Source organism: Halopelagius fulvigenes (assembly GCF_055398025.1).
Map to the genome: position 1 here is coordinate 704,124 of NZ_AP043846.1, position 24,965 is coordinate 729,088.

Below are 24,965 nucleotides of genomic sequence, written 5' to 3' on the forward strand. Positions count from 1 at the left end.
GCGCTCGAACCCCCTCCAAAAATCTGGACCAAAAAGGGCCGCACCTCGCTCACTTCGTTCGCTTCGGTGCGGTACGGTTCCCTCGTAGCGGTGTTCCTTTTTAGCGCTCTGTGAGGATACCGGCGGTTCGCGGCTCAATCGCTCTGTTCGTACGTCATCCGGACCAACTCCTCGGTGCCACCCTCGGGGATCTCGATTTCGGGGTCGAACAGTTCGAAGCCGACCGACTCGTAGAACGGGACCAATCCGCGACGACAGAGAAGCGAGAGACCGGGTACGTCTCGGAGTTCCGGACGGTCCGCGACGGCCTCCACGAGAGTTTCACCGACGCCGTCGCCGCGGTGGTCGGCGGCGACGATGACGTCGAAGACGTTCGCGTAGTACGTGTAGTCGGTCAGAACCCGCGCCGCGCCGACGAGAGCGCCGTCGATTTCGACGCCGACTGCGACGTCCGTCTCGGCCAACGCCGTCCGAACGCCGTCGGCGTCCCGGTCGGCCCACCACTCGTACTCCTCGTAGAGGGCGGCGAGTTCGTCCGCGTCGTCGGGCGAGAGCGTCCGTATGTCGGTCATCCTCCCCCGCATCTCCCACTTCGTGAACAAATCGGTACCGGTCGTACGCGGTGCGTTACCGTCCAGCGCTCACTTTCTGCGACGACCGAGACGGCGAAAGCGTTCGACGATCCCCGCCCCCCTGCGACGCACGTCCGCGTTCGACCGCGTGTTCGACTAGCGGGCGTTCCCGCTCTCGCTTATCGGCTCTCCGGGTTCACGAGATGATAGAGGAGTTCGATATCTCGCTTCGGCTGATCGTCGGCTAACACCTCGTCCAGAATCTCTCCGTGTTCGCGGTCGATTTCGTACGGGGACGATCGGAACGCTTCGTACACCCCGTCTATGTCCTCCGCTTCCATGTAGTACACGAGGTAGTCGTCACTGTCCGTCCGTTCCAGAAAGGCCGCTTCCGAGATCATGCCCTCGTACCGGAGCGTTTCGATGGCTTCCTCGCGCCGAGTCGTGATTTCCGCCATCCACTCCCGAAGTCGGTCCGTCTTCCCCGGCTCGATTCTGTTCTTCGTGAGAACGACGTCGGACATACTATCGGTACACGGTCGTCACGCGTCAGCATAAACGTCACCTCTCGGCCACCAGCGTACGAGTTGCCAGTCGTCCCTCTCGGGAGTGTTCTACGTGTTAGATATCTGACACCGAGTTGTACCGCGAGACTCGGCCGTCGGCCGAGTCTCGTGGCCTTTTGGTCCAGCTTTTTGCGGTGAGTGGTCGCGCGGAGCGCGACCCGAATCTGCAAAAAGGTGGGATCCTAGTACAGCAGTTCGTCGTCGTCTTCGATCATGTACAGCGACCGGGCGGCGATGTTGACCCCGTGGTCGCCGACGCGTTCGAGGTCACGAATCGTCAGGAGGAGTCGGGAGACGTCCTCCATGTAGTCCTCGGAGTTTAACTCCTCGTCGGAGAAGGGGTCCGACTCGATGAGGTCGCGGACGACGATTTCGCTCGCCACCTCGCACATCGAGTCCAACTCGTCGTCGCGTTCGGCGACCTTGTAGCAGAGTTCGGTGTCCTCCTTCTCGTACGCCTGCATCGCGGCGTTGAGCATCTCCAACGTCACTTCGCCCAACTGCTGGACGTTGACCTCGGGGAACAGGTCTCGCTCCGCCGAGAGCGTGTAGTCCGCGAGGTTGACGGCGAGGTCGCCGATGCGTTCGAGGTCGGTGATGATCTTGAACGACGCGGCGATGAATCGCAGGTCCGAGGCGACCGGTTGCTGGAGTGCGATGAGGTCGATGCAGTCCTGTTCGAGGTCCAAGTACCGCCGGTTCACCTCGTCGTCGCCTTCGATGACCTCCTGGGCCAACTCCGTGTCCTTCTGTTCGAGTGCGGTGAGTCCCGTCCGGAGACGTTCCGCGACGATCTCGCTCAAGTAGAGAACGTCGTCGCGGAGAGATTGGAGGGACGCTTGATACTCTTGTCGCGGCATGTCCGTGAGGAGGTAAGGAAACGGAATAAGGGTGTCGCATATAGGCGTATTTAGAACTATATACTTACGTCGCTTCGACACCGCCGAATCGGTACTCACTCGTCGAAATAGGGAGCCACGCGATCCAGCGGCGGAATCGGGGAAAGCCAAGAAGACGGACGGCGGCGGGTGCCGCCGCCGACGACGGACGGGGGTTATCCGAACTTCCCGGTGATGTAGTCTTCGACGCGTTGACTGTCGGGGTTCTCGAATATCTTCTGGGTGTCGTCGAACTCGACGAGTTCGCCGCCCGTCAGGAAGACGGCCGTCTGGTCGGAGATGCGGGCGGCCTGCTGCATGTTGTGGGTGACGATGACCACCGTGTAGTCCTCGGCGAGCTCCTCGATGAGGTCCTCGATTTGGGAGGTGGCGACGGGGTCGAGCGCCGACGCGGGTTCGTCCATCAGGAGGACTTCCGGGTCCGGCGCGATGGCCCGCGCGATGCAGAGACGCTGTTGTTGGCCCCCGGAGAGTTCGAGGCCCGACTCGTCCAGTCGGTCCTTCACCTCGTCCCAGAGGGCCGCGCGCTTCAGCGACTGCTCGACGATTTCGTCGTAGTCGCCGCCCTTCCCCTGAATCTCGAGGCCGTAGACGACGTTGTCGTAGATGCTCTTCGGGAAGGGGTTCGGCTCCTGGAACACCATCCCGACGCGGCGGCGGAGGGCGACGGGGTCCACGTCGGAGTCGTAGACGTTCTTCCCGCGGAGGGTCAGTCTTCCCTCGACGCGAGCGCTGTCGATGAGGTCGTTCATCCGGTTGATACAGCGCAGGAACGTCGATTTCCCGCACCCGGAGGGGCCGACCATCGCGGTGACGCTGTTCTCGGGAATCTCCATCGTGATGTCGTTCAACGCCTGGTCGTCGCCGTACCAGACGTTGACGTTCTCCGCGCGCACGATGGTGTTCCGGCGGTGCGTCTGCGACTCCGAGGGCGAGACGCTCTCGCTGATGTCCGTCTCGACGAGCATGTCGTCGTTCGTCGGGTCGTCTTCACCCCGCTCCCGCGAACCGAAATCCGTCTCTGTGTCTTCTTGGCTCATAGTTGGAAGTTAGCTTTCGCTCTCATACTTGTTCCGGAGGACGATCGCGATGGAGTTCATCGCCAGCAACACCGCGAGCAACACCACCACGCCCGCGGGCACCGCCTTGGTGTAGAAGTCCTCGCTGGCGAACAGACTCGACCACGCGTACACCTGAAGCGGCATCGCGCTCACCTTCGAGGTGAGGTCCGTCGGCAGGTTGAACAGCACGTTCGGCGCGCCGATCATGATCAGCGGCGCCGTCTCCCCGATGGCGCGTCCGAGCGCCAGAATCGTCCCGGTGAGGATGCCGGGGAACGCCTCGGGCAGCACGACGTTCTTGATCGTCTGCCACCGCGTCGCGCCCATCCCGTATGACGCCTGCCGCATGTCCGAGGGGACCGACCGGATGGCCTCCCGCGCGGAGATGATGACGATGGGCAGGATGAGGAGCGCCAGCGTCGCGCCGCCGATGAGCACCGTCCCGGTCGGCCGGTTGAGGTACGTGACGAACACGCCGAGTCCGAGCAGCCCGTAGACGACGGACGGGACGCCCGCGAGGTTCGAGATGTTCACGTCGATGAAGCGCGTCAACGCGTTGTTCGGGGCGTACTCTTCGAGGTACACCGCCGCGCCGACGCCCAGCGGGAACGACAGTGCGGCGACCGTACACATCAGCAGTATCGACCCGCCGATGGCCGGGTACAGACCGGCGTTCTCGGCGGTCCCGCTGTGGGCGCTGGTGAGGAACTGCCAATCGACCCACGACTGCGGCCCCGCGAAGCCGAGGACGTCCACGGCGGCGGCGCCGAGGAGCGAACCGCCGATGACGACGGCGGCGAAGAGTAGTCCGAGTCGGTCCTCCTCGCGCACGACGGCCGCCCCGCCGGCGTACGTCGCGGTGGGGACCAACGCCACGCCGGTGACGATGGCCGTCGAAACGGGGTCGATGCCGACGAACGGACCGGCGAGTGCGCCCGCGGCCGTCGCGGCGATGGCGGCGACGCCCGCGTACACGCCCGCGCGGGTGGACTCGAAGATGCCGGCGGCGTACCGTCCGACCGCGACGGCCACCACCGACCCGACGACGAGCGTGACCATTATCCAATCGAGCGGCACGAACGGCGCGGACCGCACGACTCCGGCGACGCCGTGAAGGAGCGGCGGGATCCCCAGCGCTTCACCGACGGGGCCCGGGAGGCCGAACAGCGAGAGGTAGAAGAGGGCGGCGGTCGAAACGAGCCGAGCCGTGAAGCCGATGTGTCGGTCGTACTTCGTCAGGACGACGACGGCGGCCACCGGGAGTGCGAGCGCAACCGCGTAGGAGAACCCGACGAGCGGTGGGATGATGTCGACGAAGACGATTGCGACGCCGCCGCTGAACATGAGGGTGACGACGAGCATCCCGACGACCATCGTGCCGAGTTTGAGCGCGGACACCCGCCGCAGTGCGAGGTAGCCGCCGACGAGCGTCGCCGGGAGGACGAGCGTCAGGAAGAAGACGAGGTACCAGCCGGGGTCGGCGGTGAGCGGTTGTATCGCGTCGTTGGCGACGTAGACGAGGAGGACGCCGAGCGTGACGATGCCGAACATCGTCGCGGCCATGAGCAGGTACCGGAAGACGGTGCCGACCGTCCGGCTGACCTGTCCGAAGCTCTGTACCTGTCCGGATTCGCGTTCCGTTGCCATCTCAGTACTCCTCCCGGTAGCGTTGCGCGACGATGTCGCTTATGAGGTTCATGACGAGCGTGATGACGAAGAGGACGAGGCCGATGGCGAACAGGCTGCGGTACGCGAGGCCGCCGCCGGTGATGTCGCCGGTGAGCAGTTGGACCATCGCGGCCGTCATCGGAAGCGCCCCTTCGAGGTAGGAGGTGGGGTCGAACGGGTTGAGGAACCGCGCCTGCGAGCCCGCGGCGACGGTGACGGCCATCGTCTCGCCGATGGCCCGCGACAGCGCGAGGATGAACGAGGAGAAGATGCCCGAGAGGGCGGCGGGGACGACGATTCCCGTCGAGACGTCGAACTTCGTCGCGCCCATCCCGTACCCCGCCTGCCGGAGTTCGTCCGGGACGGCGGACATCGCGTCCTCGCTGATGGAGGCGACCATCGGGATGATCATGATGCCGACGACGATGCTCGCCGAGAGCAGGTTGAACGTCCCGATGCTCGGGAAGATGACCTCCAAGGCGGGCGTGATGTAGATGAGCGCGAAGAACCCGTAGACGACCGTCGGGACGCCCGCAAGGATTTCGAGCGCCGGCTTCAGCACCGACCGGGCCTGCGCGCTCGCGTACTCGCTGAGGTAGATGGCGGTCGCCACGCCCAGCGGAAGCGCGATGACCGCCGATCCGATGGTTATCATGAGCGTCGCGGAGACGAGCGCCAGCACGCCGAACTCCCGGCTGTTTATCTGCCACGTCGTCCCCGTGAGGAACTCAACGAGGGACGCGGTTTGGCCTTCGACGCCCATGAGCGGCGCGGTGATGCTGAAGAACTTCGCCGCTTCGGTGACGAGCAGGGCGACGATGCTGATGGTCGTAACGACGGAGAGTACCGCGCACAGGAAGAAGAACGACCGCGTCAGCAACTCACGCGGCGAGTTCTCCGTCTGCCGCGTGAGGTCAGATTCTAAGTCGTCTGTGCTCATTGTGTGGTATGACTCGGGGGTTATGAAAAAACGCTTCGTTAGGAGATTCCGCCCAGTGAAGCCTCAGTTCGCCTCTTGGATGGCGGATTCGAGTCTCTTCATCATCTTGCTCTGCTCCTCGTCGCTGAGCGGAACGTAGCCGACTTCCTCGGCGACGATCTTCTTGCTGGTGGCGTTCTGGAGCCAGAACTTGGCGAACTCGGCGACGTGGTTCTTCGAGAGCGACGACTTCGCGGCGTAGGTGAACAGCGGACGGGAGAGCGGCGTGTACTTGCCCTGGAGCGCGTTGTCGAGCGAGGGCTTGACGTAGCCGCCGTCGCCGTCCTTGATGGGGACGGCCTGCACGGCGTCTTTGTTCTCGCTGTAGTAGGCGAAGCCGAGGTACCCCATCGCGTACTTCGACCCTTGGACGCCCTGCACGATGGTGCGGTCCTGTTCGGTCGCGGAGTAGTCCTGACGGTGACCCGGGCCTTCCTCGCCGAGGACGGCCTCGATGAAGTAGTCGTACGTCCCCGACGCGTCGGTGGGACCGAACAGTTCGAGGGGTTCGTCGGGCCACTCGGGGTTGACGTCCGCCCACGTCTTCGGCTTACTCTTGGCGGACCATATCTGCCGGAGCTGCTCGACGGTGAGGCCCTCGCCGATCCAGTCGTTCTTGTTGTTGACGATGACCGTGAGCGCGTCCGTCGCGACCTTCAGTTCGACGGGCTCAACGTTGTTGGAGGAACACTGCTGTTTCTCCTCTTTCTTGATGGGGCGCGACGCGTTGTTGAAGTCCGTCTGTCCGGTGCAGAAGTAGTTGGCGAAGCCGCCGCCGGACCCCGTGGACTGGACGTTGACGCTGACCTTCGAGTGCTTCTTCTGGAATCGCTCGGCCATCGCAGTAGCGAGCGGAAACACGGTGGAGGAGCCCGCGATGTTGATGTCGCCCGAGAGCGTCTCGCTCTGGGTTCCCTCCGTACTCTCACCGCCGGAGTCCGTCGAACCGCCGCCCGACTCGGTCGGGTTCCCCGATTCGCCGCTCCGAGTACAACCGGCCAGCCCGGCGACGCCGGCCGCACCGGCGCCGACGATGAACTTACGGCGTGAGAGGTTCGATCCCGTCCGCTTACTTTGGCGCGTCATCACCCCTAGATATCCGAAGAGAGACTAAAACCCCTGCTAATATGGCTATATAGACAAAATATTCATTCATAGTTGTACGTTCTACCTCCGGAAAACGACAGGTCGCTGCCGTCTTTTGCACGCCCGAAACCGTCAAACCGCCCCGAGAACGTCTATGAACGCCGTCTCTGAATGCAGTAGTATGATAGATAAAGCATAGTTCTCCATCTCGTACCGGTCCGGGCGAAGCCACTCGGCCCGCCACCGGACGGTTAGATTAGGAGAGCCGGTTGTATATAGTGGTATGGTGAATCGGCAGAGAACCCCGTTCGGCGGCGAAATTAGCGCTCGTTCGGCCGAGGTACTCATTCGAACACGCCATCGTAGAGCCTCCATGCCCTCGTGAAGCGGGAAAGCCCGTCTCGGCGACCGGCGGCACCGGAGGGGATGGCAATAGTATATAGGAAAAGGCAGATTTATGTCCTATACAATCGCACACCCTCGTATGGTCGAAACCCGGAAGGTGCAGGTGACCGGCGGGTCGACGTTCACGGTGTCCATCCCGAAGGACTGGGCGACTGCCAACGGAATCTCCGCGGGGAGCGAGGTGGAGTTCTACCCCGAGGGCGATTCCCTGTTTCTCACCCCGCGGACGGAGGAGGAACGGACGGAGGGGACGCTCGACATCACGAACTTAGAGAGCGACGAGCTCATGCGCGCGGTGATGACGATGTACGTCAGCGGGTTCGACATCATCGGGTTAGAGAGCGGTCGCATCACGACCGACCAACGCCGGACCATCCGCGAGGCGACGCAGAGTCTCGTCGGCTTGGAGGTGCTCGAAGAGACGCGCGACAGAGTGGTCATCCGGGACCTGTTGGACTCCTCCGAGCTGTCCATCCACAACGCGGTGACGCGGATGCGCCTCATCGCCCTCTCGATGCTCGAAGACGCCATCGAGGCGCTCACGGAGCTCGACCAGGACATGGCACTGGACGTCATCCAACGCGACGACGACGTGGACCGCCTCTGGATGGTCGTCTCGCGCATCTTCCGGGCGACGCTCCGGACGCCGAAGGCCGCCGAGGAACTGGGACTGCCGCGGGAGGTGTGTTTCGACTACCAGTCGGCGGCCCGACAGCTCGAACGCGTCGCGGACCACGCGACGAAGATCGCCCACCTCACGCTGGAGATTCAGGAACCCGTCCCCGACGACGTGGCCGACGCCCTCCGCGAGCTGTACACGGAGGCCACGAAGGTCGTAGACGACGGGATGGACGCGCTGTTCACCGAGGAGAGCTCCGAGGCGACGCGCCTCGCCAACGAGGCGCGCGAATCGGTGCAGGCTATCGACGAACGCGCCCGCGCCATCGACGAACTCCTGCGCGAACTTGACCCCGCGCGCGCGCAACTGCTCGGTCTCATCGTTGACTCCGTCTCCCGGAGCGCCGACTACGGCGGCAACATCGCCGAGACGGCGCTTCAGAAGGCGGCTCCGACCCCCTGAGCGACGGTCCTCGGACGCCGACCCTTTTTCGACTCCCGAACCGACGGCGGCGACGCTACGCGGCGAGATTCCGAAGAAAACGGCGGTCGCTCGAAGGCGTTACTCCTCGTCGATGAGGACGGCGTTGACCTGCCCGTCCTGACCGGGGCGGGAGGTCACGCGGGCGCGACCCTCGCTGGTTTCGAGGATGGCACCCTTCGTGATGATGTTCCGTCGGATGTAGTTGATGTTTGCGGGGTTGTCCACGACGTTCTCGATTTCGGCCTCCGTGACCGTGTCGCCGTCGGCGACCTGCGCGACGTTCGTCGAGAGGGCGCGAACCTTCTTCTGGTTCCCGCGGGAGTCGACGGTGCGGAACCGCGGTTCGCCGACGGTCGTCTCCGTCGGTTCGCGGCCGAGTTGGTAGCGCTTCTTGTTACTCGAGCGCCGAAGTCGGCCTCCGGTACGCTTTCGCTTCGAGCGTCCTTGGTCCTTCATACGCGGTGAGAATCCCGGTAAGTACTTGAATCGCTCGACTCAGCGCAGGAGGGACTCCCCGCGGGGACGCCCGGTTCTCACGTTCGATACCGTCCGGATAATTTTAAAAGAGCCGAACGCGTCGGTTCGTGCATGCATTCCGACGTCGGCTCGGACCCGGACAGTCCCGTCCGTCCGGTCGAGGTGACGCGCGATTCAGACGAACACCTCGCCACGACGGTCGTGTACGCGCTCTCAGAAGCGCTTGGGTGCCACCCCAACGACCTCCCCGTCGAACTGAACGATGCCGTAGACCCGGACTCGCTCGAACGGGTGTTTGAGGAACGCGGCGGGAGGGAGCGCGGCCCCGGTCGTCTCATCTTCGAAATCGCCGGCTGCGAGGTCACCGTCACCTCCGCCGGTCGCGTCACCATCGACTCCGCGGAGGCCGTCGGAGGCGTGGGGACGGACGCGGAACTCGAACGCGGCGAGGGGACCGCCGACGACTGACTCGCCTCCGACCGAACCGGGAATTCCTTGTCCGTCGCCGCCCCACGGGGAGCCATGAGCCTCGAGGTGGCCGTCGCGGTGCCGTTCAAGCAACGGGGGACCGACCGGTTGGGCGAAGGCGAGTTCGTCGTCGCACTCTCCTTGGACCGAGACTGGTTCTCCCCCGACCAAGCGAAGCGACTCATCGACGTCGCCGCCGGGCGCGGACTCGTCGCGCGGGAGGACGGCGACGTCGTCGCCTCGTTCGACCCCGCGGCGGTGTCGGTACCCGAGGAGTACGAACCCGACCAGTCCATTCTCCGCGAGCAGTCGGCGTTCGAGCAGATGCTCGACGCCCTCGTCGCCGCCGGCCACGACAAGCAGGAGGCGGTCGCCGGCGTGAACGAACTCCAGCGAGAACTCGCCGTGAGCGTCGAAGCCGCCGCTGCGGTGTACGCGAAGCGCCGAGGCGTCGACGTGAGCGACGCCGCGAGGAAGGCGGCGGACGAACTCGGCGGGTGAGAGCGAAGGGCGCGAACCGCGCGCCCTAAACCGCGGGGCGACGAACGGCGGGCATGGTCGAGGACAGACTGACGGACGGCAAGCGAATCGCGCAGTTCGTCGCCTCGGAAGTCGAGGGCCACGAGGACCTTCCCCTCGGGGTCTCCGACGCCGACCCGGACGTCGAACCGACCGAGGACGGCGCACTCGCGTACCGAATCGTCCGGACCGGGGCCGACGGCGAGAAGGGGGAGGACGGCGACGCCGTGGCCGAGGTGTACGTCCACCCGGACCGCGCGCGGGCGGAGTTCGTCGCCGCGGTGGACGTCGCCGCCGAGGCGGCCGACGCCGAGGGTCTGCGCGTCCGTCCGAAGGCCGTCCGTCCGCCCCGGACGCTCGTGTTCGTCGAGGACGGCGCGCAGGTGAAGTGGTTGCTGCCGGCGCTTCGGGCCGTCGCAGAAGAATGAACGTGACGGCCGAAAGGGAGTGAAACGGCACGAAACGGCATCTAAGTACCGAGTAACCAAATTGCGTCCCGTGCTTTGCTTGACCGGGGTGTTACTATGCCCCGAAAAGGCGAAGATGCGGACCCACGGCGCGCACAGAGCGACGCAACGGTGACGGAGCGACGGAACCCGCAGGAACCCGCCGGCGAGGTTCGCGCCGAGAATCAACCGGCCACGGACCAACGGCCCGCCGGACGCCGGGCGGAAGCCCGCTCGGGACTCGGCACGCTGTTCGCCAGCGCCGCGTTGCGCTGGGGACTCGGCATCGCCGGCTTCGTGCTGTTCCTGTTCGCCATCGGGCAGGCCGTCGGCCTCAACCTGCTGGGGATGTTCGCAGAGGCCCTCAGCACCGAGACGGGCCGGTGGCTCCTCGTGGCGGTGTTCGCGCTGTTCCTCATCGGCGTGGCCCGCCGCGGAATCGTGAGGACGTTCCGTGCGTAGCGTTCGCGGCTCGCGTCTCGCCTTTTTCTGACGCCGGGTCGGCCGGGCTACAGTTCCGCTAACAGCGTCGGCAGCCGCGTCGTGAGCTCCTCGCGCGGGACGTGCGCCGCCGCCTTCGGGTCGGGCTCCGGGCCGCCCTCGAAGATGACCTGTACTGGGACGAGTCCGGCGGCGGCCGCGCCCCCGATGTCGGCGTCCACGTCGTCGCCGACGTACACCGTCTCCTCGGGCGCGGTGCCGAGCGCTTCGAGGAGCGCCTCGAACGCCGCCGAGTCGGGCTTCCCGGCGGGGAGTTCGCCGGTGACGAGCGCCGCGTCGAACGCGTCGGTCCACCCCAGCGTCTCGAGTTTGTCCCGCTGGGCGACGCGCGGGCCGTTCGTCAGGAGCCCGACGGCGTACGTCTCCCGAAGCGTCGTCAGAAAGTCGCGCGCGCCGTCGATGGGGACGAGGGCGTCGGCGATGCGTTCGCGGTACGCCGAGGCGAGCGCCTCCGGGTCGGCGTCCGACCCCCGCTCCGCGAGCAGGTGCTCGAAGATGGGCGTCCGCGTCTCGCTCGTCAGGTTTTGACTGTGCGCGTCGAGGTACGCGCTCCGCGACAGCTCCGGCGCGCCCGTCGCCGCCGTCGCCTCGTTGAGAATGGTCGTCCGGTCGCTCGTCGGTACCGCGAGCGTGTAGTCTAAGTCGAAACCGACCGCCCGGATAGTCACGCTCCGAGGTTGGGGCGGGACGGGCATGACCCTTATCCTTCCCCGCCGACAGTTCCGCCGCCGTCGGCGTCCGAATCGCCGACGTCCCGTGGCGACGGGATTTTTGGCGATCCGTCGCAACACGAGGGACAATGACGCTCGACCCCGTCCACGTAGACGGCATCGCGAACCTCGCGAGCTACCTCGCGAAGCGCGTGGACGACCACGAACACACCGACCTCGCCCGGCGCGTCTGGGAGGAGTTCCTCGAACCGCTGTACGGCCCCGACGGCGACGTCGTCCTCGACGTGCTCGGAGAGAAGCGCCTGCAGGCGGTCGAAATCGACGATATCGCGCTGACCGACGCGCCGTTCGAGACGGTACACGGCCTCGACTCCGGCACCATCAACCCGACGACGTTCAAGAACGGACTCGTCCTCGACTTGGCGCAGGCGGCGATGGCCGCCGTGCCCTCGGACCTCGACCTGCACCGGTGCCGGAGCATCGTCGCCACCGCCCACGCGAACGACGCGAGCGTCGCACTGGACGAACCGTGGCGCAAACTCGACGACGGGTACTGTCGCTGGCGGGTCGTCCAGTCCCCCCGCGTGAGTCGGTACGCCGAGGGCGTCGTCCACGCCCTCTCGCTGTACCTCGCCGAGAGCACGCACGCCCTCGAACACGCCGACGAGGTGGAGGACTTGCTCGTCCTCGACGGACCACTCTACCCGAAGGAACTGCTGAACTGGCGCGACAGGGACGAGGAACTCAGCGAGTTGGCGCGGGAGGCGAAACCGCGGAGCGTCGTCGAGAACTACGTCCGACTGGTCGAGTCGTTCGTCCGGCGGGACGTCCCCCTCGTGGGGTTCGTGAAGAACCCGAGCGCGAAGCACGTCGTCCGGACCGTCCGCGAGCGAGAGATGGAGGCCCCGTGGACCGACGACACGGCGTTCTTCACGCGCCTGTTGGAACGCCGCGACGCCCCCGGACACGGGAACGAGGGGCGCAGGACGCGCGACCTGACGTTCACGAACTGGTTCCGCTCCCGCGGCGGGTCCGACAGAGCGCTCTCCTCGGACGGCGACGCATACGGCATCGACCGGGAACTCGACGCCGACCTGTACGAGGTGACGTTCTTCGTCGTCTACGACCCCCGGACGGACGTGCTCTACCGCGCGGAAGCGCCGTACGCATTCACCCGGAAGGAGGAGACGCGGCGAGCGCTCACGACGCAGATTCTGCGCGACGTGGCCGCCCAACGCGGCCCGCCGGAGGCCGTCGAGAAGGCCGACGAACTGGCGCGCATCAGCGCGCACGAGAAGGCCGCCCTGCGGCGGAAGTTAGAAGACGAGTTCGAGTCCGACGCGGTGCGCCGGTACGACGACGTTCGGTGGGGTCCAGACGAGTAGCGACTCAGGCGGCGTCCGGTTCGGTCTTGACGACTTCGATGTTCACGTCGTCCTCGGCGACGCCGACGCGGGCGAACTGCGTCTTCACGTGGTCCCTCGCGGCGTTCAGCGCCTGCTCCCGCGTGTCGAACCCGCGCGGCATCGGCGCGTCGAACGCGACGTTCAGCGTCCGGCCGCCGATTTCCGTCTGCGTGCCGCCGCTCTCTACCTCGTAGAACTCGTCGCAGACCCAGACGTACGGCGCGTCCTCGTCGGGCGCGCCCTTGAACGACGGGGCCCGTTCGCCCCGTTCGTATATCGTCCCCGTCAGCGTCGTCCCGCCGCCGTAACCGCGAACTAAGAGCATGGCCCACGGTACGGTCCCGAGGGTGAAAAGGCGCGTGGAGCGAGGAGGAGGCCCACGGGAGGCGACGACGAGGCCCGCGGGGGTCCGCGCGCGAGAGGACGGCGATGGGTGGTGTTTTTAGTCGAGGGACTCCCTGTCGTGGAACGTCATGGTGGACCTCGGCGACTTCGAGGAGGAGATGAACGGGGGGAACGGGTCGTCCGACTCGGCGGACGCGGGCGAGTCGGCGTCGGACGAACCGGCCGCGCCGGCCCCGACCGGTTCGGGCGCGGGGGCGTCCGCGGCGGGGGCACCCGGCGCGCCGAACGGGTCGAGCGAGGACGACCTCTCGTTCGACGAGATGGACGTCGAACCGACGGGGTCGGACCGCGGCATCGGCGCGATAGCCGTCTCGAAGGGACTCCGCGTGGCCGAGGACGGCGAGGACACGTCGCTTCGAGCGTTCGTCACGACGGGGAACCGAGAGAACGTCCGCCTCGGGAAGTACCTCCTCGTCCCGTACCCCGACGACGAACTGCTGTTCTGCCGCATCTGCTCGCTGGAGTACGCCCAAGAGTTCCAAGCCGACGACGCCACCGAGATACACGCCCGCCGCGCGATGCGGCGCGACGACTTCGACGAACGCGACTACAAGTTCGTGGCGACGCTCGACCCCGTGGCCGTCCTCTTTCGGGACGGCGCGGAGATGAAGCGCCGGATGGTGGACCGCGTGCCGAAACCGCGCGCGATAGTCGCGGAGGCCGAAGACGCCGAGCAGATAAAGACGGGGCTGAACATCCCCTCGGAAGGCGTCTTCCTCGGCCACCTCTCCGTCGGCGGCGAGAAGGTTCGAACCGCGGCGGAACCGCCGACCATCGACTACCGCCTGAAGGACGACTACGCGGACGGCGACCCACTCGTCTTCCGGCACACCCTCGTCGCGGGCGGCACCGGGTCGGGGAAGACGCACGCCTCGAAGAACCTGCTGCGGCAACTGCTTGATTCGGACCGGACGTACCGGATGGACGACGGGCGGAACGCGCGGATGGCCGTCGTGCAGTTCGACCCGCAGGACGAGTACGCCCAGATGCACGACGACAACCCGTCAATGTCCGACGACGCGGCCCGCCGGTACGAACGCGAGGGCATCGCCCACGGCGGTCACGACGACACGCTGGCGCTCGTACCGAAGGAGGACGGCGTCCCCTACGGCGGAGAGAACCACGGCGCGGAGCAACTGGAGTTCACGATTCCGTTCTCGATGGCGCGCGAGAGGCCGTGGTTGGTCGCGGGCAGTAGCCTCAACGAGAACCAGTACCCCGCGTTGCGGGAACTCCTGCGGCGGTTCTTCCGCGACCACGGCGACGACGGCACGTACGACGAGTTCCTGACGTTCCTCGATAACCCGGCGTTGAAGGAGGAACTCCACGAGGCGGGGCGCGTCCACGAGGCGACGTACGACGCGGTCAAGCGCCGCGTCCGCGGCGTCCCGAACGGCGTCTTCGACCAGTCCGCCCGGCCCGTCACGGAGTTGGACCACGAACTCGTCCGGCCGGGCGGGTTGACCGTGATTCCGACGTACCACCTCTCTTCGAGTCGCGCGAAGGAGATGTTCGTCCTCGCGGTGTCGAGCATGCTCATCGACGACAAACTGTCGAACGCGCCCGACTCCCGGCGTATCAAGGAGACGCCCCTCGTCCTCGGGATGGACGAGGCGCACAACTTCCTGTCGGACGCCGACACCGTCCAAGCCCGCAAAGTCGTCTCGAAGTTCACGGAGGCGGCGAAACAGGGCCGAAAGGAGCGACTCGGCCTGTTTCTCATCACCCAAGACCCCCAGGACATCGCCGAACCCGTGTTCAAGCAGGTGAATACGAAACTCGTGTTGAACCTCGGCGACGACGACGCGATAAAGAGCGTCAACATCCCGCCGAACCTCGAAGGGAAGGTGCCGTACATGGAGAAGGGCCAGATGGTCGTCTACTCGCCGGACAACTCCGAACCGGTCGAACTGCTCGGCCTCTCGACGTGCGTGACGCGGCACGGCGAGTGACGGCCGCCCCCTCGGAGTCCGGCGAGTCGTATCCGCGAGCCGACAGTTGCGCGGAGTTTTACTCGTCCGTGCCGTACGTTCTCGTATGTCGAAACACCTGCTCCTGCCCGTCGATGGGTCGCCGCAGTCCGTCGAAGCGCTTCACTTCGCGTCGTCGGAGTGGGACGACGCGACGGTGACGCTTCTGCACGTCATCGACCCCGTCGCCACGGACCCGCGCCCGAGCGCCCTGCCAGGCGGGTCCGAGGAGTGGTACGAGGAGATGCGCGAGGAATCCGAGGAACTGTTAGCGAAGGCGCGGGCGGCGTTCGACGACGACGCCGACGTTCGGACGCGAACCGAGGTCGGTCGTCCCGCCCAGAGCATCGTGAGCGTCGCCGGCGACGGGGAGTTCGATCACATCGTCATGGGGAGTCACGGGCGGGAGGGCATCTCGCGCATCCTCCTCGGCAGCACCGCCGAGTACGTCGTCCGGCGGTCGCCGGTGCCCGTCACAATCGTCCGGTGAGGGGTGGGTGTCACCGGCGTAACCGGGTTACACGGGCGGTACGAGGCCTGAGAACACGATCTAGAATCGGCCATCCGCGCCGGTGTCCGCCGGTACTTGTACTCGTCGGCCCTACCGAGACGTGATGGAGTTCAGCGAAGTCGTCGAGAGCAGACGTTCGGTTCACCAGTACGCGGACGAAGCGCTAGACGAGGAGACCATCGAGGGCATCTTCGGACGCGTCCGGCACTCCCCGTCGAGTTACAACCTCCAGCCGTGGGAGTTCCTCGTCCTCACGGAGGACGAGAACCGCGAACGCCTCCGGTCCGTGGCGTACGACCAAGAGCACGTCACCGACGCGCCCGTCGCCGTCGTCGTCCTCGGCAACAAGGACCCCTCGGCGCACGCCGACGCCGTCCTCGACGACTGGGTGAACAAGGGGTACCTCCCGAACGAGAAGGCCCGAGACGCCGTCATGGAGAGCATCGACGGGATGGCCGCCCTCCCGGAGGAGGAGCGCCGCATCTGGACGGTTCGCTCGACGACGCTCGCCGTGTCCGCGCTGATGAACGCCGCGTGGGACGAGGGCGTCGCCACGTGCCCCATGGGCGGGTTCGACGCCGAGGCGCTGGTCGAGGAGTTCGACATCGACGCCGAGCAGTACGAACCCGTGATGCTCGTCACGATGGGCTACCCCGACGAGGACGCCGCCGACGTGGCGAACGAACGGAAGTTCCGCCGCCCCGTGGACGAAATCGTCCATTTCGACGAGTTCGACCCCGTCGATTCGACGCAGCTGCCCGAGGAGACGCCCGCGTCCGCCGACGACTGAATCGGGCGTCGCGTCGGTTCCCTCCCCGTCTTCTCCTTAGCCACTCTTCCCCGGCCCGCCTCCCCCGGCTGGACCGTCTCGCACCCGATTCGCGGACTTCGACTCCCGCCGCGAGAGTTCTCCGCGGACGGACTCGCCGCCAACCTTGTGAATATCATCCACGTTAACGATACTGACTAGATTCAGTTCTGACATACATGCAATTTATCTTGATAGTGCAGGATGGAGATTTAATTCCGTTACCAAGTCGCCTCCGTACGTCAGTTTTCGACCAAAAAGATTGTAAATATAATATCAGAATGTCAGGCACAGATGGCAAATGAATTATACCTGGCCAGAATGTACATCGGGTGCCATGTCCGACAAGACGCTGCAGGACTGTGAAGAGACCACACAATCGGGTGTGGAGCAAGAATCGCGAGACGCACTCGGTCGTCGGGCGTTCGTCGCCGCAGGAGGCACTGCGCTGACGCTGGCACTCGCCGGTTGTTCCGGCGGTGGCGGCGGCGAAGAAACCACGACCGGAGGTGGCGCTGGCGAAGAGACCACGACCGAAGGCGGCGCCATGGGTAACGAGACGACCACCGAAGGCGGTGCTCTCGGTAACGAGACGAACACGACCACCGAAGGCGGCGCTCTCGGTAACGAGACGAACACGACCACCGAAGGCGGCGCTCTCGGCAACGAAACGACCACCGAAGGAGTCTAAGTCGGCGCTCTCGGACTGAGTTCGAGTATCGTTTCTGGGTGGGATCTCCTTCCTTCACGGGATTCTGCGATGGCCGCGAGACGCGAGCGTCGCTGGTGACGCGTCAGAAGATGTTCGCGCGGCCGTAGACGCTGATCCCCTCGTTCGTGAGTTCGTACGGTTTCGTCTCCCGGGAGTGGTTCGCGTCCCGTATCTTCTGAATCTCGATGGCCAGACGCGTCTCGCGGAAGTCGTTTGGACGGACGTACTGGAGCACGAAGACGGCGTCAGCGAGGTATTCGACGATGCCGTGCCGCGAGACGTACGGGTTGTCGTCGCTGGCCTCGGAGGTGAGCATCGTCGTCACGCCCGCCTCCTTGAGCGACCGGGCGAAGTTGAACACGCGGGTGCGGCGCGTCGAGGGGCGGTCGTACATCATCTCCAAGAGCGACACGGAGTCGAGGACGAGGCGGTCCGCGCCGAACTCCTCGACGAGTCTCGGGAGGTCGCTCTGGATGCTCTCTAAGCTGTTGGCCATCTCCACGGGGTCTAAATCGACGACGGCGAGGCGTCCGTCGGACTCGTACCTCCGGAACGGCCAGCCTTTCTCCTCGGCGGTGTCGAGGATGCGCTCTCTGCTCTCTTCGAGGGTGATGAACGCCGCGCTTTCGCCCGCTTCGAGCGCGTGGTTCAGAAACTGGAGGCCGAACGTCGTCTTCCCCGTCCCGGCGGAGCCTATCGCCACCATCAGCGACCTGACGGGGACGCCGCCGAGAATCATCTCGTCGAGGCCGTCGATGCCGATGTCGAGGCGGTCTATCTCCGACTCGAAGTTCTCCTCGTCGAACTCCTCGGGGCCGCCCTGCGGCGGTGCGACGTCGAAGTCGCCGCCCGCGCCGAACGGCGCGCCGCCGTCGTCGGCCCCGAACCCGCCGGAACGGTCGCGGACCGGCCCGCCGAACTCCCCGCCGAAGGGGTCCGAACCGGAACCGGACTCCGCGCCGTTCGGTCCGGGCGCGTTCTCCAACGCCGACGCGAAGTCGTCCCAGTCGGCGTCGGCGTCGGCGTCTCGGGCGTCGGTCCCGTCGGTGACCGAGTCGCCCCCGTCGGCGTCGCTCGATTCGGCGTCCGGGGCGTCGTCGGCCGCCTCCGAGTCGTCGGCGTCGTCGTCCCGGAGAGCGCGTTCGAACCAGTCGTCATCGTCGTCACCCACGTCTCCCACTCCCTCGACGGGTGCGGCCGCGCGGCGTACGGGTCACGTCCATCGCAGTCGTCGGAAGGAGGAAGTCGGAGTGCATGAATGTTGCCCGTGGCTGAACGTACCGCGCCTCACTGCCGAAGGAACCCCGACGGGCCGCGGGACACCGTCTCGCGCCGTCCGCGGACGGGAGTCCGGTCGCCGCCGGACGGTGTGTTTTTCCCGGGGGGACGCAAAGCCGCCTGCACGAACATGAAGGTCGGTATCCTCGCACAGCGTGGCAACAGCCGGGCGGCGTACCTCGCCGACGAACTCCGCGGGCGCCTCCGCGAGTCCGGCGTCGAGGTGCGCGTGGACACGGAGACGGCGGCGACGCTCGACGTCTCGGGGACGCCGGCGGAGGAGTTCGACGCGACGGACCTCGTCGTCAGCATCGGGGGCGACGGGACGTTCCTCTACGCCGCGCGGGGGGCCGGCCGGACGCCCATCCTCGGCGTGAACCTCGGCGAAGTCGGCTTTCTGAACGCCGTCGGCCCGGAGAACGCCGTCGACGCGGTGATGGACGAAGTCGCGGCGTTCGGGGAGGACGGCGACATCGTCGCCCGCGAGGTGCCGCGAATCGCCGCCTCCGGCGACGGATGGACGGAAGATCCGGCGATGAACGAAGTCACCGTCACGGGCGCGCGTCGGGGGCACGGCGGCGGCGTCGGCGTCGAAGTCCGGGTGGACGGGTCGCTCTACACCGGCGGTCACGCCGACGGCGTCCTCGTGGCCACCCCCACCGGAAGCACCGCGTACAACCTCAGCGAGGACGGACCGCTCGTCCACCCCAGCGTCAACGGCCTCGTCGTCAACGAGATGGTCCCCGACAGCGGGATGCCGCCGTTGGTCGTCGCGCCCGACGTGGAGGTGACCATCACGCTCACCGACGCCGAACGGGCGGTGGTCGTCAGCGACGGGCGGACGCGCCGAGAGGTCGAACCGCCGACGGAGGTGACCGTCGCCGCCGCCGACGAACCCGTTCGGCTGGCGGGACCGACCTCGGACTTCTTCGAGGCGCTCGGAAAACTCGACTGAGACGGCGTCGGTACGGACCGAGACGACTCCGTTACGAATATCGAAAAACGGGAGCAGTGCGAAACGAGACGCGTCGGTTACCGCTTACTCGCCGCCCCAGCGGGCCGTCCGCTTCGGGCGGTCGGAGATGGCTTCCACGTCGAGCGGAGCGTCCTTCGCGTCCAGTGCTTCCAGCGCGGCCTTCGCGGAGGCGTGCGTGGAGAAGTACGTCACGTCCTCCTCGACGCAGACTTCGAGCGCGTCGCGGTCGCGCGAGACCACGAGGTCGACTTTGCCCTCGCGGAGCGCCCGCTTGAGGTCCTCGCCCTCGAAGTCGGCTAACTCGAAGTGGTCGGCGTAGGCGTCGCGGAGCGTCTGTCCTTCCTCGGTGTCCGCGCCGGGGAACTCGTCGGCTCCGAGGTCCACGACGGCCGTTCCCTCAGTCGGGATGGTCTTGCTGGTGGCGTCCTGGGCCTTGTCGTACGCCTTCGCGAAGGTGCGGGCGGTTCCCATCACCTCGCCCGTGGACTTCATCTCCGGGCCGAGGCGGGGGTCCGAACCCGGCAGGCGGTCGAACGGCAGGACGACCTCTTTGACGCTGAACTGCTCGGGAATCTGCTCTTGGGCCTTCAGGTCCGCGAGCGACTCGCCCGCCATGACCTTCGCTGCGAGTTTGGCGATGGGGACGCCCGTCGCCTTCGAGACGAACGGGACGGTGCGCGAGGAGCGCGGGTTCGCTTCGAGGACGTACACGTCCGAGGAGCCGTCGTCGCGCTGTTTGACGGCGAGTTGGACGTTCATCAGGCCGACCGTGTCGAGGGCGGCGGCGATGTCCTCGGTCACCTCGCGGACGCGGGCCATCGTCTCCTCGTCGAGCGAGCGCGGCGGAATCATGCAGGCGGAGTCGCCGGAGTGGACGCCCGCGCTCTCGACGTGTTCCATCACACCGCCGATGAGCACGTCGTCGCCGTCGGCGACGGCGTCCACGTCGAGTTCCACCGCGTCGGCGAGGAACTCGTCGATGAGGATGGGCTTGTCGGGGGAGACGCGAACCGCCTCCTCGATGTACTCCTTCAGTTCCTCGTCGGAGTGGACGACGTCCATCGCGCGGCCGCCGAGGACGTAGCTCGGGCGGACGAGCACCGGGTAACCGATGTCGTTCGCCAGTTCGAGCGCTTCGTCCTCGCTCGTCGCGGAGCCACCCTCCGGTTGGAGGATGCCCAGGTCGTCCATCAGGCGGTTGAACCGGTCGCGGTCCTCCGCGAGGTCCATCGCGTCCACGGTGGTGCCGAGAATCTCGCAGTCGAGGCCGCGGCGCTGAATCTCCTCTTCGAGGGGGTGGCCGATGTTGACTGACGTCTGGCCGCCGAACTGCACCATCACGCCGTCGGCGTCCGTCGCCTCTATCACGTCCGCGACTTCCTCGGCCGTGATGGGCTCGAAGAACAGGCCGTCGGAGGTGTCGTAGTCCGTCGAAACCGTCTCGGGGTTGTTGTTCACCACGTGCGCGTCGATGCCCATCTCGCGGAGGGCGCGGATGGCGTGGACCGAGCAGTAGTCGAACTCGACGCCCTGTCCGATGCGGATCGGACCGCCGCCGACGACGACGACGCTCTCAACGTCGCGGTCCACGCGGAGTTCGCCCGCGGCGGCGTCGCCCTCGTACGGACCGGAGAAGTACTCCGGTTTGCGCGAGGAGTAGTAGTACGGCGTCTGCGCCGCGAACTCGCCCGCGCAGGTGTCCACCTGCTTGTAGGTGCGGCCGGGGACCTCCGTCTCGACGGTGCCGACGTCCGCGCCGGTGGCGGCGGCGATTTGGGCGTTCGTGTGCCCCGCCGTCGCCGCGGCGGTGAAGTCGCCCTCCTGGGCGGCGACCACGGAGTCGGTGATGTTCTTGTAGCGCTCGACGTACCACTCCTTGATGCCGGTCAGTTCGACCACGTCGTCGACGGAGTAGCCGCGCTCGAACGCCTCGAAGATGGCGTACGTGCGGTCCGGCGTCGGGCGTTCGAGGTACTGGGCTTCGAGCTCCTCGTCGGACACCTCGTCCCAGTCGGCGGCGGGTTCGTACTCCGTCGAACGGAGCGCCTTCATCATCGACTCCTCGAACGTCCGCCCGATGGCCATCGCCTCGCCGGTGGACTTCATGGCCGTCGAGAGCTCGAAGTCGACGTCGGCGAACTTGTCCTTGGGCCAGCGCGGAATCTTCGTGACGACGTAGTCGATGGCCGGTTCGAAGGCGGCCGTCGTCTGGCCGGTGATCTCGTTCTCTATCTCGTGGAGGCGCTTGCCGAGGGCGACTTTCGCCGTCACGCGGGCGATGGGGTAGCCCGTCGCCTTCGACGCCAGCGCCGAGGACCGGGAGACGCGCGGGTTCACCTCGACGACGCGGTACTCGCCGCCGGGGGTGCCGTCGTCGTGCCACGCGAACTGGATGTTACAGCCGCCTTGGATGCCGAGTTCGCGGATAACTTCGAGCGCCGCGTCGCGCATCTCCTGGTGGCCCTCGTCGGGTATCACCTGCGACGGCGTGACGACGATGGACTCGCCGGTGTGGATGCCCATCGGGTCGATGTTCTCCATGTTGCAGATGATGATACAGGAGTCGTCGGCGTCCCGCATCACCTCGTACTCCAGTTCGACCCACCCCGAGATGGACTCGGTGATGAGCACCTCGCTGTTGCGCGAGAGGCGCAGGCCCTTGCGGACGCGCTCTTTCAGTTCGTCCATGTCGTCGACGACGCCGGACCCCGACCCGCCGAGCGTGTACGTCGTGCGGGCGATGACGGGGAGGCCGCCGACTTCCTCGACGGCCGCCTCCACGCGGTCCGCGAGGTCCTCGTCGGTGATGTTCGACACCGACTCGTCTTCCTCGAGCGAGATGGTCGTCGAACTGGGGACGGGTTGGCCGATGTTCTCCATCCGCTGACGGAAGAGGTCGCGGTCCTCCGTGGCGTAGATGGTGTCCAGCGGCGTCCCCATGATTTCGACGTCGTACTCCTCTAAGACGCCCTCCTCGGCGAGTTCGGCGGTGACGTTGAGTCCCGTCTGGCCGCCGAGGCCGGCGATGACGCCGTCGGGGTTCTCCTTGCGGATGATCTCGGCGATGGCCTCCGTCGTGATCGGTTCGATGTACACCCGGTCGGCCATCTCCGGGTCGGTCATTATCGTCGCCGGGTTCGAGTTGACGAGGACGACTCGCGCACCCTCCTCCTGCAGCGCTCGGCACGCCTGCGCGCCGGAGTAGTCGAACTCGGCCGCCTGTCCGATCTGAATCGGCCCGCTGCCGATGAGCAGTATCGTCCTGTCCTCGGACTCTGCCCGAGAGTCGGTCGAAGTGTCCTCGTCGGTCATCATGCTCTCCAAATCCTCACATCGTAATAAGCCCGGCGAAAAACTACGAGATGCGAAACCGAATTACGAATATCGTAATACTTGCCGAGCGACCGTCCGAGAGCGTTCGCTCGGTCCTCTCGCCGTCGCTCCGCACCTCTCGGGGGAAAACCGAAACCTACACGTCGAAACGTCTTTCTCGGACGGTGACGAGTCGAAGGTGTGTCTCGAACGACGGCGGACGACGAACCGGACGGCGAGGCGCGGGCGGTCATCGACTGTCCGCCGAGCGGAAAGCGCGTCCGGTACCTCGAAGGGGCGGCGGAGACGGGCGGCGCGTACGCGCGCTTCGAGATGTGGCTGGCTCCGCCGCCGAACTCCCACGGGCCGATGCGGCACGTCCACCCCGAACAGGACGAGGTGTTGGCCGTCGTCGCGGGAACGCTCGGCGTCTGGCACGAAGGCGGGACGAAACGCCTCGGTCCGGGCGAGTCGGTGACCGTCCCGAGGGGAGAGAAACACCGGTTCTGGAACGCCGGAACGGACGAACTACACATCGTCGGCGAGGTTCGGCCCGCGCTCCGGACGGAGGAGTTCATGGCGGTGACGTACGGCCTCGCGCGCGACGGCGCGAGCACGCCGTCGGGGATGCCGGTGAACCCGCTCCGACTCGCCGCCGTGGTGGACGATTACGACGACTTGCTCTACCTCGCCGCCCTGCCGGTGCGACTTCAGAAACTCGGCGTCTCGCTTCTGGCACCGCTCGGACGGGCCCTCGGCTACGGCGACTACGAGCGGTATCTCGGAGCGGATGAGAGCAAAGCGGAGTGACGGAGAGTCAGGCGTACAGGTCGTCCTCGGAGAGGTCGCGCTGCGCGCGGTACTCCTCGACGAACTCGGCGACGTCGAAGTCGAGCATCTGCGCTTCGAACTCCGAAATCGCGCTCTCGTCGTCGGCGTGGGAGATGGCGTGTTCCATCAGTTCGACGACGAGTTCGACGAGGATCTCGTGGAGGCGGCGGGAGTCGAAGTCGGTCACCCAGATTATGCCCGCGCCGACTTCGCCGTCGTCGCTCACGTCTTCAGAGACGACCTTCTGCGGGAACTCCTCCAAGGCGATGCCCATGAGGTGCGGCGTGCCGAACTCGGGCATCTCGTCGCTCGTCGTCTCGACGGCCTCGCGGAGAATCTCGACGAGGAACTCCGGGAGGAATCGCTCCGGGGGGTGGACGTCCATCACGACGGCGTGTCGCTCCCCGCAGGAACAGTCGAACTCTCGCATCCCGAGGTCGAGACTGCGGACGCGCTTCGTCTCCCCGCAGGGGAGGTCCAGATCCTCGCCCCCGCCGCCGGGGACGCGCGGTTGTGCCATATCCCGTCGTTGTCGCCCTCGCCGTTTAAACGTCGCGCTCCGGGGGGAGACGCGGGGGAAAACAGGATGCGGCAGTCGCCTTCGCGGTTACCGGTTCGCGGTCGTGAGCAGCATCGGGCCGACGACGAGCAGCGCGATGCCGAGATAGAGGTAGTGCGTCGGCACCAGCGACTGCGGCGTCAGGAGGAAGATGACGCCGAAGGCGGTGACGTTGATGGCGATTATCTTCTGCGATTTCAGCGGGAGCGAGCCCACGAGCGCGAGTATGAAGACGAGCAACAGCGCCTGTCCGACGTTGTAGTCGAGCAGGAAGCTGTCGATGAGCTGTAGGGGTAGCATCCTTTACGGGAGATTCGGCGCGAATCGAGTATTAAAGTTCCGTTCTCTCCGGCGAACTGTCTCGGCTCGTCACTCCTCCGCGGGGCCGGTGATGTCGAGCGGACGTATCCACCCGTACCAGATGGCGACGACCATCCCCGCGTAGCCGAGTAGGAAGACGAGGCGTCCGACCCCGTTGTAGCCGAGTTCGCCGAGCACGCGCCGCGCGATACCCGACCCGGCGATGCCGACGAACAGAATCGCCACGAGGAGGAGTTTGCTGCGCGTGAACGCGAACAGGGTGGATTCCCCGTCCTCGCCGGACGGTGGCTGGCGGGCGGACGAGGCGCTTCGCGTCTCATCAACACCGCCGGACGGACGCGCCTCGCTTTCGTCGTCGCTCATACCCCACCGTCGGAGCCGAACCGTCCTGAAAGGCTCGGTTTCGCGCGTCGGTGCGGCGAGTCGATATCGTTTTGCGACGCCGGAGTATATACG

General features: G+C 66.2%; 27 protein-coding genes. 12 read left to right on the plus strand and 15 right to left on the minus strand.

The window, feature by feature from the left end:
- Window positions 1-134: 134 nt before the first annotated feature.
- The 7 genes from ACZ522_RS08090 to ACZ522_RS08120 all read right to left on the minus strand — a co-directional run bounded on the left by ACZ522_RS08090 (window position 135) and on the right by ACZ522_RS08120 (window position 6,831).
- Window positions 135-572 carry a GNAT family N-acetyltransferase gene (locus tag ACZ522_RS08090; RefSeq protein ID WP_379693075.1) on the minus strand — a complete coding sequence of 146 codons (438 nt, stop codon included), beginning with the start codon at window positions 570-572 and terminating at the stop codon, window positions 135-137.
- A 179-nt stretch (window positions 573-751) separates the two neighbouring features.
- Window positions 752-1,096: a DUF6176 family protein gene (locus ACZ522_RS08095; RefSeq protein ID WP_379693073.1), complete on the minus strand. Its 345-nt coding sequence runs from the start codon at window positions 1,094-1,096 to the stop codon at window positions 752-754.
- 224 nt (window positions 1,097-1,320) lie between these two features.
- Window positions 1,321-1,998 (minus strand): phosphate signaling complex protein PhoU, encoded by a 678-nt coding sequence (gene phoU, locus ACZ522_RS08100; RefSeq protein ID WP_379693071.1) that lies wholly within the window; start codon window positions 1,996-1,998, stop codon window positions 1,321-1,323.
- A 194-nt stretch (window positions 1,999-2,192) separates the two neighbouring features.
- Window positions 2,193-3,077 (minus strand): phosphate ABC transporter ATP-binding protein PstB, encoded by an 885-nt coding sequence (pstB, locus tag ACZ522_RS08105; protein ID WP_379693069.1) that lies wholly within the window; start codon window positions 3,075-3,077, stop codon window positions 2,193-2,195.
- A 9-nt stretch (window positions 3,078-3,086) separates the two neighbouring features.
- Entirely contained in the window at window positions 3,087-4,745 is a 1,659-nt protein-coding gene (gene pstA, locus ACZ522_RS08110) for a phosphate ABC transporter permease PstA (protein ID WP_379693067.1), read from the minus strand.
- 1 nt (window position 4,746) lies between these two features.
- Window positions 4,747-5,706 (minus strand): phosphate ABC transporter permease subunit PstC, encoded by a 960-nt coding sequence (pstC, locus tag ACZ522_RS08115; RefSeq protein ID WP_379693065.1) that lies wholly within the window; start codon window positions 5,704-5,706, stop codon window positions 4,747-4,749.
- 63 nt (window positions 5,707-5,769) lie between these two features.
- Window positions 5,770-6,831: a PstS family phosphate ABC transporter substrate-binding protein gene (locus ACZ522_RS08120; RefSeq protein ID WP_379693063.1), complete on the minus strand. Its 1,062-nt coding sequence runs from the start codon at window positions 6,829-6,831 to the stop codon at window positions 5,770-5,772.
- A gap of 484 nt (window positions 6,832-7,315) precedes the next feature.
- Here ACZ522_RS08120 and ACZ522_RS08125 point away from each other — a divergent pair, with 484 nt between their 5' ends.
- Entirely contained in the window at window positions 7,316-8,317 is a 1,002-nt protein-coding gene (locus ACZ522_RS08125) for a PhoU domain-containing protein (RefSeq protein WP_379693061.1), read from the plus strand.
- Window positions 8,318-8,416: 99 nt separating this feature from the next.
- Here the strand turns inward: ACZ522_RS08125 and ACZ522_RS08130 are convergent, their stop codons facing one another.
- Window positions 8,417-8,794, minus strand: coding sequence for a 30S ribosomal protein S8e (locus ACZ522_RS08130; RefSeq protein WP_379693059.1), 378 nt, complete (start codon window positions 8,792-8,794; stop codon window positions 8,417-8,419).
- Window positions 8,795-8,926: 132 nt separating this feature from the next.
- Between ACZ522_RS08130 and ACZ522_RS08135 the strand changes: the two genes are divergently transcribed.
- The 4 genes from ACZ522_RS08135 to ACZ522_RS08150 all read left to right on the plus strand — a co-directional run bounded on the left by ACZ522_RS08135 (window position 8,927) and on the right by ACZ522_RS08150 (window position 10,710).
- Window positions 8,927-9,283, plus strand: coding sequence for a HalOD1 output domain-containing protein (locus tag ACZ522_RS08135; RefSeq protein WP_379693057.1), 357 nt, complete (start codon window positions 8,927-8,929; stop codon window positions 9,281-9,283).
- Window positions 9,284-9,337: 54 nt separating this feature from the next.
- Window positions 9,338-9,784 carry a DUF2240 family protein gene (locus ACZ522_RS08140; RefSeq protein WP_379693055.1) on the plus strand — a complete coding sequence of 149 codons (447 nt, stop codon included), beginning with the start codon at window positions 9,338-9,340 and terminating at the stop codon, window positions 9,782-9,784.
- 53 nt (window positions 9,785-9,837) lie between these two features.
- Window positions 9,838-10,230, plus strand: coding sequence for a hypothetical protein (locus ACZ522_RS08145; RefSeq protein WP_379693053.1), 393 nt, complete (start codon window positions 9,838-9,840; stop codon window positions 10,228-10,230).
- Between the two features lie 96 nt (window positions 10,231-10,326).
- Entirely contained in the window at window positions 10,327-10,710 is a 384-nt protein-coding gene (locus ACZ522_RS08150) for a hypothetical protein (protein WP_379693051.1), read from the plus strand.
- A 47-nt stretch (window positions 10,711-10,757) separates the two neighbouring features.
- Here ACZ522_RS08150 and ACZ522_RS08155 read toward each other — a convergent pair whose 3' ends face one another.
- A complete protein-coding gene (locus ACZ522_RS08155) occupies window positions 10,758-11,417 on the minus strand; it encodes an HAD family hydrolase (protein WP_379693049.1) in 660 nt (219 codons plus the stop codon).
- Window positions 11,418-11,548: 131 nt separating this feature from the next.
- Between ACZ522_RS08155 and ACZ522_RS08160 the strand changes: the two genes are divergently transcribed.
- A complete protein-coding gene (locus ACZ522_RS08160; protein WP_379693047.1) occupies window positions 11,549-12,805 on the plus strand; it encodes a DNA double-strand break repair nuclease NurA in 1,257 nt (418 codons plus the stop codon).
- A gap of 4 nt (window positions 12,806-12,809) precedes the next feature.
- On the opposite strand, the gene ACZ522_RS08165 is transcribed toward ACZ522_RS08160, so the two are convergent.
- A complete protein-coding gene (locus ACZ522_RS08165; RefSeq protein WP_379693045.1) occupies window positions 12,810-13,151 on the minus strand; it encodes a DUF7113 family protein in 342 nt (113 codons plus the stop codon).
- Window positions 13,152-13,299: 148 nt separating this feature from the next.
- Here ACZ522_RS08165 and ACZ522_RS08170 point away from each other — a divergent pair, with 148 nt between their 5' ends.
- The 4 genes from ACZ522_RS08170 (at window position 13,300) to ACZ522_RS08185 (ending at window position 17,211) form a co-directional block, all read left to right on the plus strand.
- Window positions 13,300-15,183 (plus strand): ATP-binding protein, encoded by a 1,884-nt coding sequence (locus tag ACZ522_RS08170; protein WP_379693043.1) that lies wholly within the window; start codon window positions 13,300-13,302, stop codon window positions 15,181-15,183.
- An 85-nt stretch (window positions 15,184-15,268) separates the two neighbouring features.
- Complete coding sequence (locus tag ACZ522_RS08175) at window positions 15,269-15,691, plus strand: universal stress protein (protein WP_379693041.1); 423 nt, start codon at window positions 15,269-15,271, stop codon at window positions 15,689-15,691.
- A gap of 124 nt (window positions 15,692-15,815) precedes the next feature.
- Complete coding sequence (locus ACZ522_RS08180; protein ID WP_379693039.1) at window positions 15,816-16,502, plus strand: nitroreductase family protein; 687 nt, start codon at window positions 15,816-15,818, stop codon at window positions 16,500-16,502.
- A gap of 355 nt (window positions 16,503-16,857) precedes the next feature.
- Window positions 16,858-17,211 (plus strand): hypothetical protein, encoded by a 354-nt coding sequence (locus tag ACZ522_RS08185; RefSeq protein ID WP_379693037.1) that lies wholly within the window; start codon window positions 16,858-16,860, stop codon window positions 17,209-17,211.
- Between the two features lie 103 nt (window positions 17,212-17,314).
- Here the strand turns inward: ACZ522_RS08185 and ACZ522_RS08190 are convergent, their stop codons facing one another.
- On the minus strand, window positions 17,315-18,403 hold the full coding sequence (locus tag ACZ522_RS08190; RefSeq protein ID WP_379693035.1) for a KaiC domain-containing protein: 1,089 nt from the start codon (window positions 18,401-18,403) through the stop codon (window positions 17,315-17,317).
- 237 nt (window positions 18,404-18,640) lie between these two features.
- Between ACZ522_RS08190 and ACZ522_RS08195 the strand changes: the two genes are divergently transcribed.
- Window positions 18,641-19,465: an NAD(+)/NADH kinase gene (locus tag ACZ522_RS08195; RefSeq protein WP_379693033.1), complete on the plus strand. Its 825-nt coding sequence runs from the start codon at window positions 18,641-18,643 to the stop codon at window positions 19,463-19,465.
- Window positions 19,466-19,549: 84 nt separating this feature from the next.
- On the opposite strand, the gene carB is transcribed toward ACZ522_RS08195, so the two are convergent.
- The gene (carB, locus tag ACZ522_RS08200; RefSeq protein WP_379693031.1) at window positions 19,550-22,798 is read right to left on the minus strand and encodes a carbamoyl-phosphate synthase large subunit; all 3,249 of its coding nucleotides are present in this window, start codon (window positions 22,796-22,798) and stop codon (window positions 19,550-19,552) included.
- A 201-nt stretch (window positions 22,799-22,999) separates the two neighbouring features.
- Here carB and ACZ522_RS08205 point away from each other — a divergent pair, with 201 nt between their 5' ends.
- Window positions 23,000-23,608 carry a cupin domain-containing protein gene (locus ACZ522_RS08205; protein WP_379693029.1) on the plus strand — a complete coding sequence of 203 codons (609 nt, stop codon included), beginning with the start codon at window positions 23,000-23,002 and terminating at the stop codon, window positions 23,606-23,608.
- 7 nt (window positions 23,609-23,615) lie between these two features.
- Here the strand turns inward: ACZ522_RS08205 and ACZ522_RS08210 are convergent, their stop codons facing one another.
- From ACZ522_RS08210 to ACZ522_RS08220, 3 genes are all read right to left on the minus strand, one after another.
- Window positions 23,616-24,149: a DUF5815 family protein gene (locus tag ACZ522_RS08210; RefSeq protein ID WP_379693027.1), complete on the minus strand. Its 534-nt coding sequence runs from the start codon at window positions 24,147-24,149 to the stop codon at window positions 23,616-23,618.
- 87 nt (window positions 24,150-24,236) lie between these two features.
- A complete protein-coding gene (locus ACZ522_RS08215; protein ID WP_379693025.1) occupies window positions 24,237-24,488 on the minus strand; it encodes a hypothetical protein in 252 nt (83 codons plus the stop codon).
- A gap of 69 nt (window positions 24,489-24,557) precedes the next feature.
- Window positions 24,558-24,767 (minus strand): hypothetical protein, encoded by a 210-nt coding sequence (locus ACZ522_RS08220; RefSeq protein ID WP_379694536.1) that lies wholly within the window; start codon window positions 24,765-24,767, stop codon window positions 24,558-24,560.
- Between the last annotated feature and the right edge of the window lie 198 nt (window positions 24,768-24,965).

Coding starts and splice junctions, on each gene's coding strand:
- ACZ522_RS08090 (WP_379693075.1), bottom strand. CDS start 572: ATGACCGACATACGGACGCTCTCGCCCGACGACGCGGACGAACTCGCC.
- ACZ522_RS08095 (WP_379693073.1), bottom strand. CDS start 1,096: ATGTCCGACGTCGTTCTCACGAAGAACAGAATCGAGCCGGGGAAGACG.
- phoU (WP_379693071.1), bottom strand. CDS start 1,998: ATGCCGCGACAAGAGTATCAAGCGTCCCTCCAATCTCTCCGCGACGAC.
- pstB (WP_379693069.1), bottom strand. CDS start 3,077: ATGAGCCAAGAAGACACAGAGACGGATTTCGGTTCGCGGGAGCGGGGT.
- pstA (WP_379693067.1), bottom strand. CDS start 4,745: ATGGCAACGGAACGCGAATCCGGACAGGTACAGAGCTTCGGACAGGTC.
- pstC (WP_379693065.1), bottom strand. CDS start 5,706: ATGAGCACAGACGACTTAGAATCTGACCTCACGCGGCAGACGGAGAAC.
- ACZ522_RS08120 (WP_379693063.1), bottom strand. CDS start 6,831: ATGACGCGCCAAAGTAAGCGGACGGGATCGAACCTCTCACGCCGTAAG.
- ACZ522_RS08125 (WP_379693061.1), top strand. CDS start 7,316: ATGGTCGAAACCCGGAAGGTGCAGGTGACCGGCGGGTCGACGTTCACG.
- ACZ522_RS08130 (WP_379693059.1), bottom strand. CDS start 8,794: ATGAAGGACCAAGGACGCTCGAAGCGAAAGCGTACCGGAGGCCGACTT.
- ACZ522_RS08135 (WP_379693057.1), top strand. CDS start 8,927: ATGCATTCCGACGTCGGCTCGGACCCGGACAGTCCCGTCCGTCCGGTC.
- ACZ522_RS08140 (WP_379693055.1), top strand. CDS start 9,338: ATGAGCCTCGAGGTGGCCGTCGCGGTGCCGTTCAAGCAACGGGGGACC.
- ACZ522_RS08145 (WP_379693053.1), top strand. CDS start 9,838: ATGGTCGAGGACAGACTGACGGACGGCAAGCGAATCGCGCAGTTCGTC.
- ACZ522_RS08150 (WP_379693051.1), top strand. CDS start 10,327: ATGCCCCGAAAAGGCGAAGATGCGGACCCACGGCGCGCACAGAGCGAC.
- ACZ522_RS08160 (WP_379693047.1), top strand. CDS start 11,549: ATGACGCTCGACCCCGTCCACGTAGACGGCATCGCGAACCTCGCGAGC.
- ACZ522_RS08165 (WP_379693045.1), bottom strand. CDS start 13,151: ATGCTCTTAGTTCGCGGTTACGGCGGCGGGACGACGCTGACGGGGACG.
- ACZ522_RS08170 (WP_379693043.1), top strand. CDS start 13,300: ATGGTGGACCTCGGCGACTTCGAGGAGGAGATGAACGGGGGGAACGGG.
- ACZ522_RS08175 (WP_379693041.1), top strand. CDS start 15,269: ATGTCGAAACACCTGCTCCTGCCCGTCGATGGGTCGCCGCAGTCCGTC.
- ACZ522_RS08180 (WP_379693039.1), top strand. CDS start 15,816: ATGGAGTTCAGCGAAGTCGTCGAGAGCAGACGTTCGGTTCACCAGTAC.
- ACZ522_RS08185 (WP_379693037.1), top strand. CDS start 16,858: ATGTCCGACAAGACGCTGCAGGACTGTGAAGAGACCACACAATCGGGT.
- ACZ522_RS08195 (WP_379693033.1), top strand. CDS start 18,641: ATGAAGGTCGGTATCCTCGCACAGCGTGGCAACAGCCGGGCGGCGTAC.
- carB (WP_379693031.1), bottom strand. CDS start 22,798: ATGACCGACGAGGACACTTCGACCGACTCTCGGGCAGAGTCCGAGGAC.
- ACZ522_RS08210 (WP_379693027.1), bottom strand. CDS start 24,149: ATGGCACAACCGCGCGTCCCCGGCGGCGGGGGCGAGGATCTGGACCTC.
- ACZ522_RS08215 (WP_379693025.1), bottom strand. CDS start 24,488: ATGCTACCCCTACAGCTCATCGACAGCTTCCTGCTCGACTACAACGTC.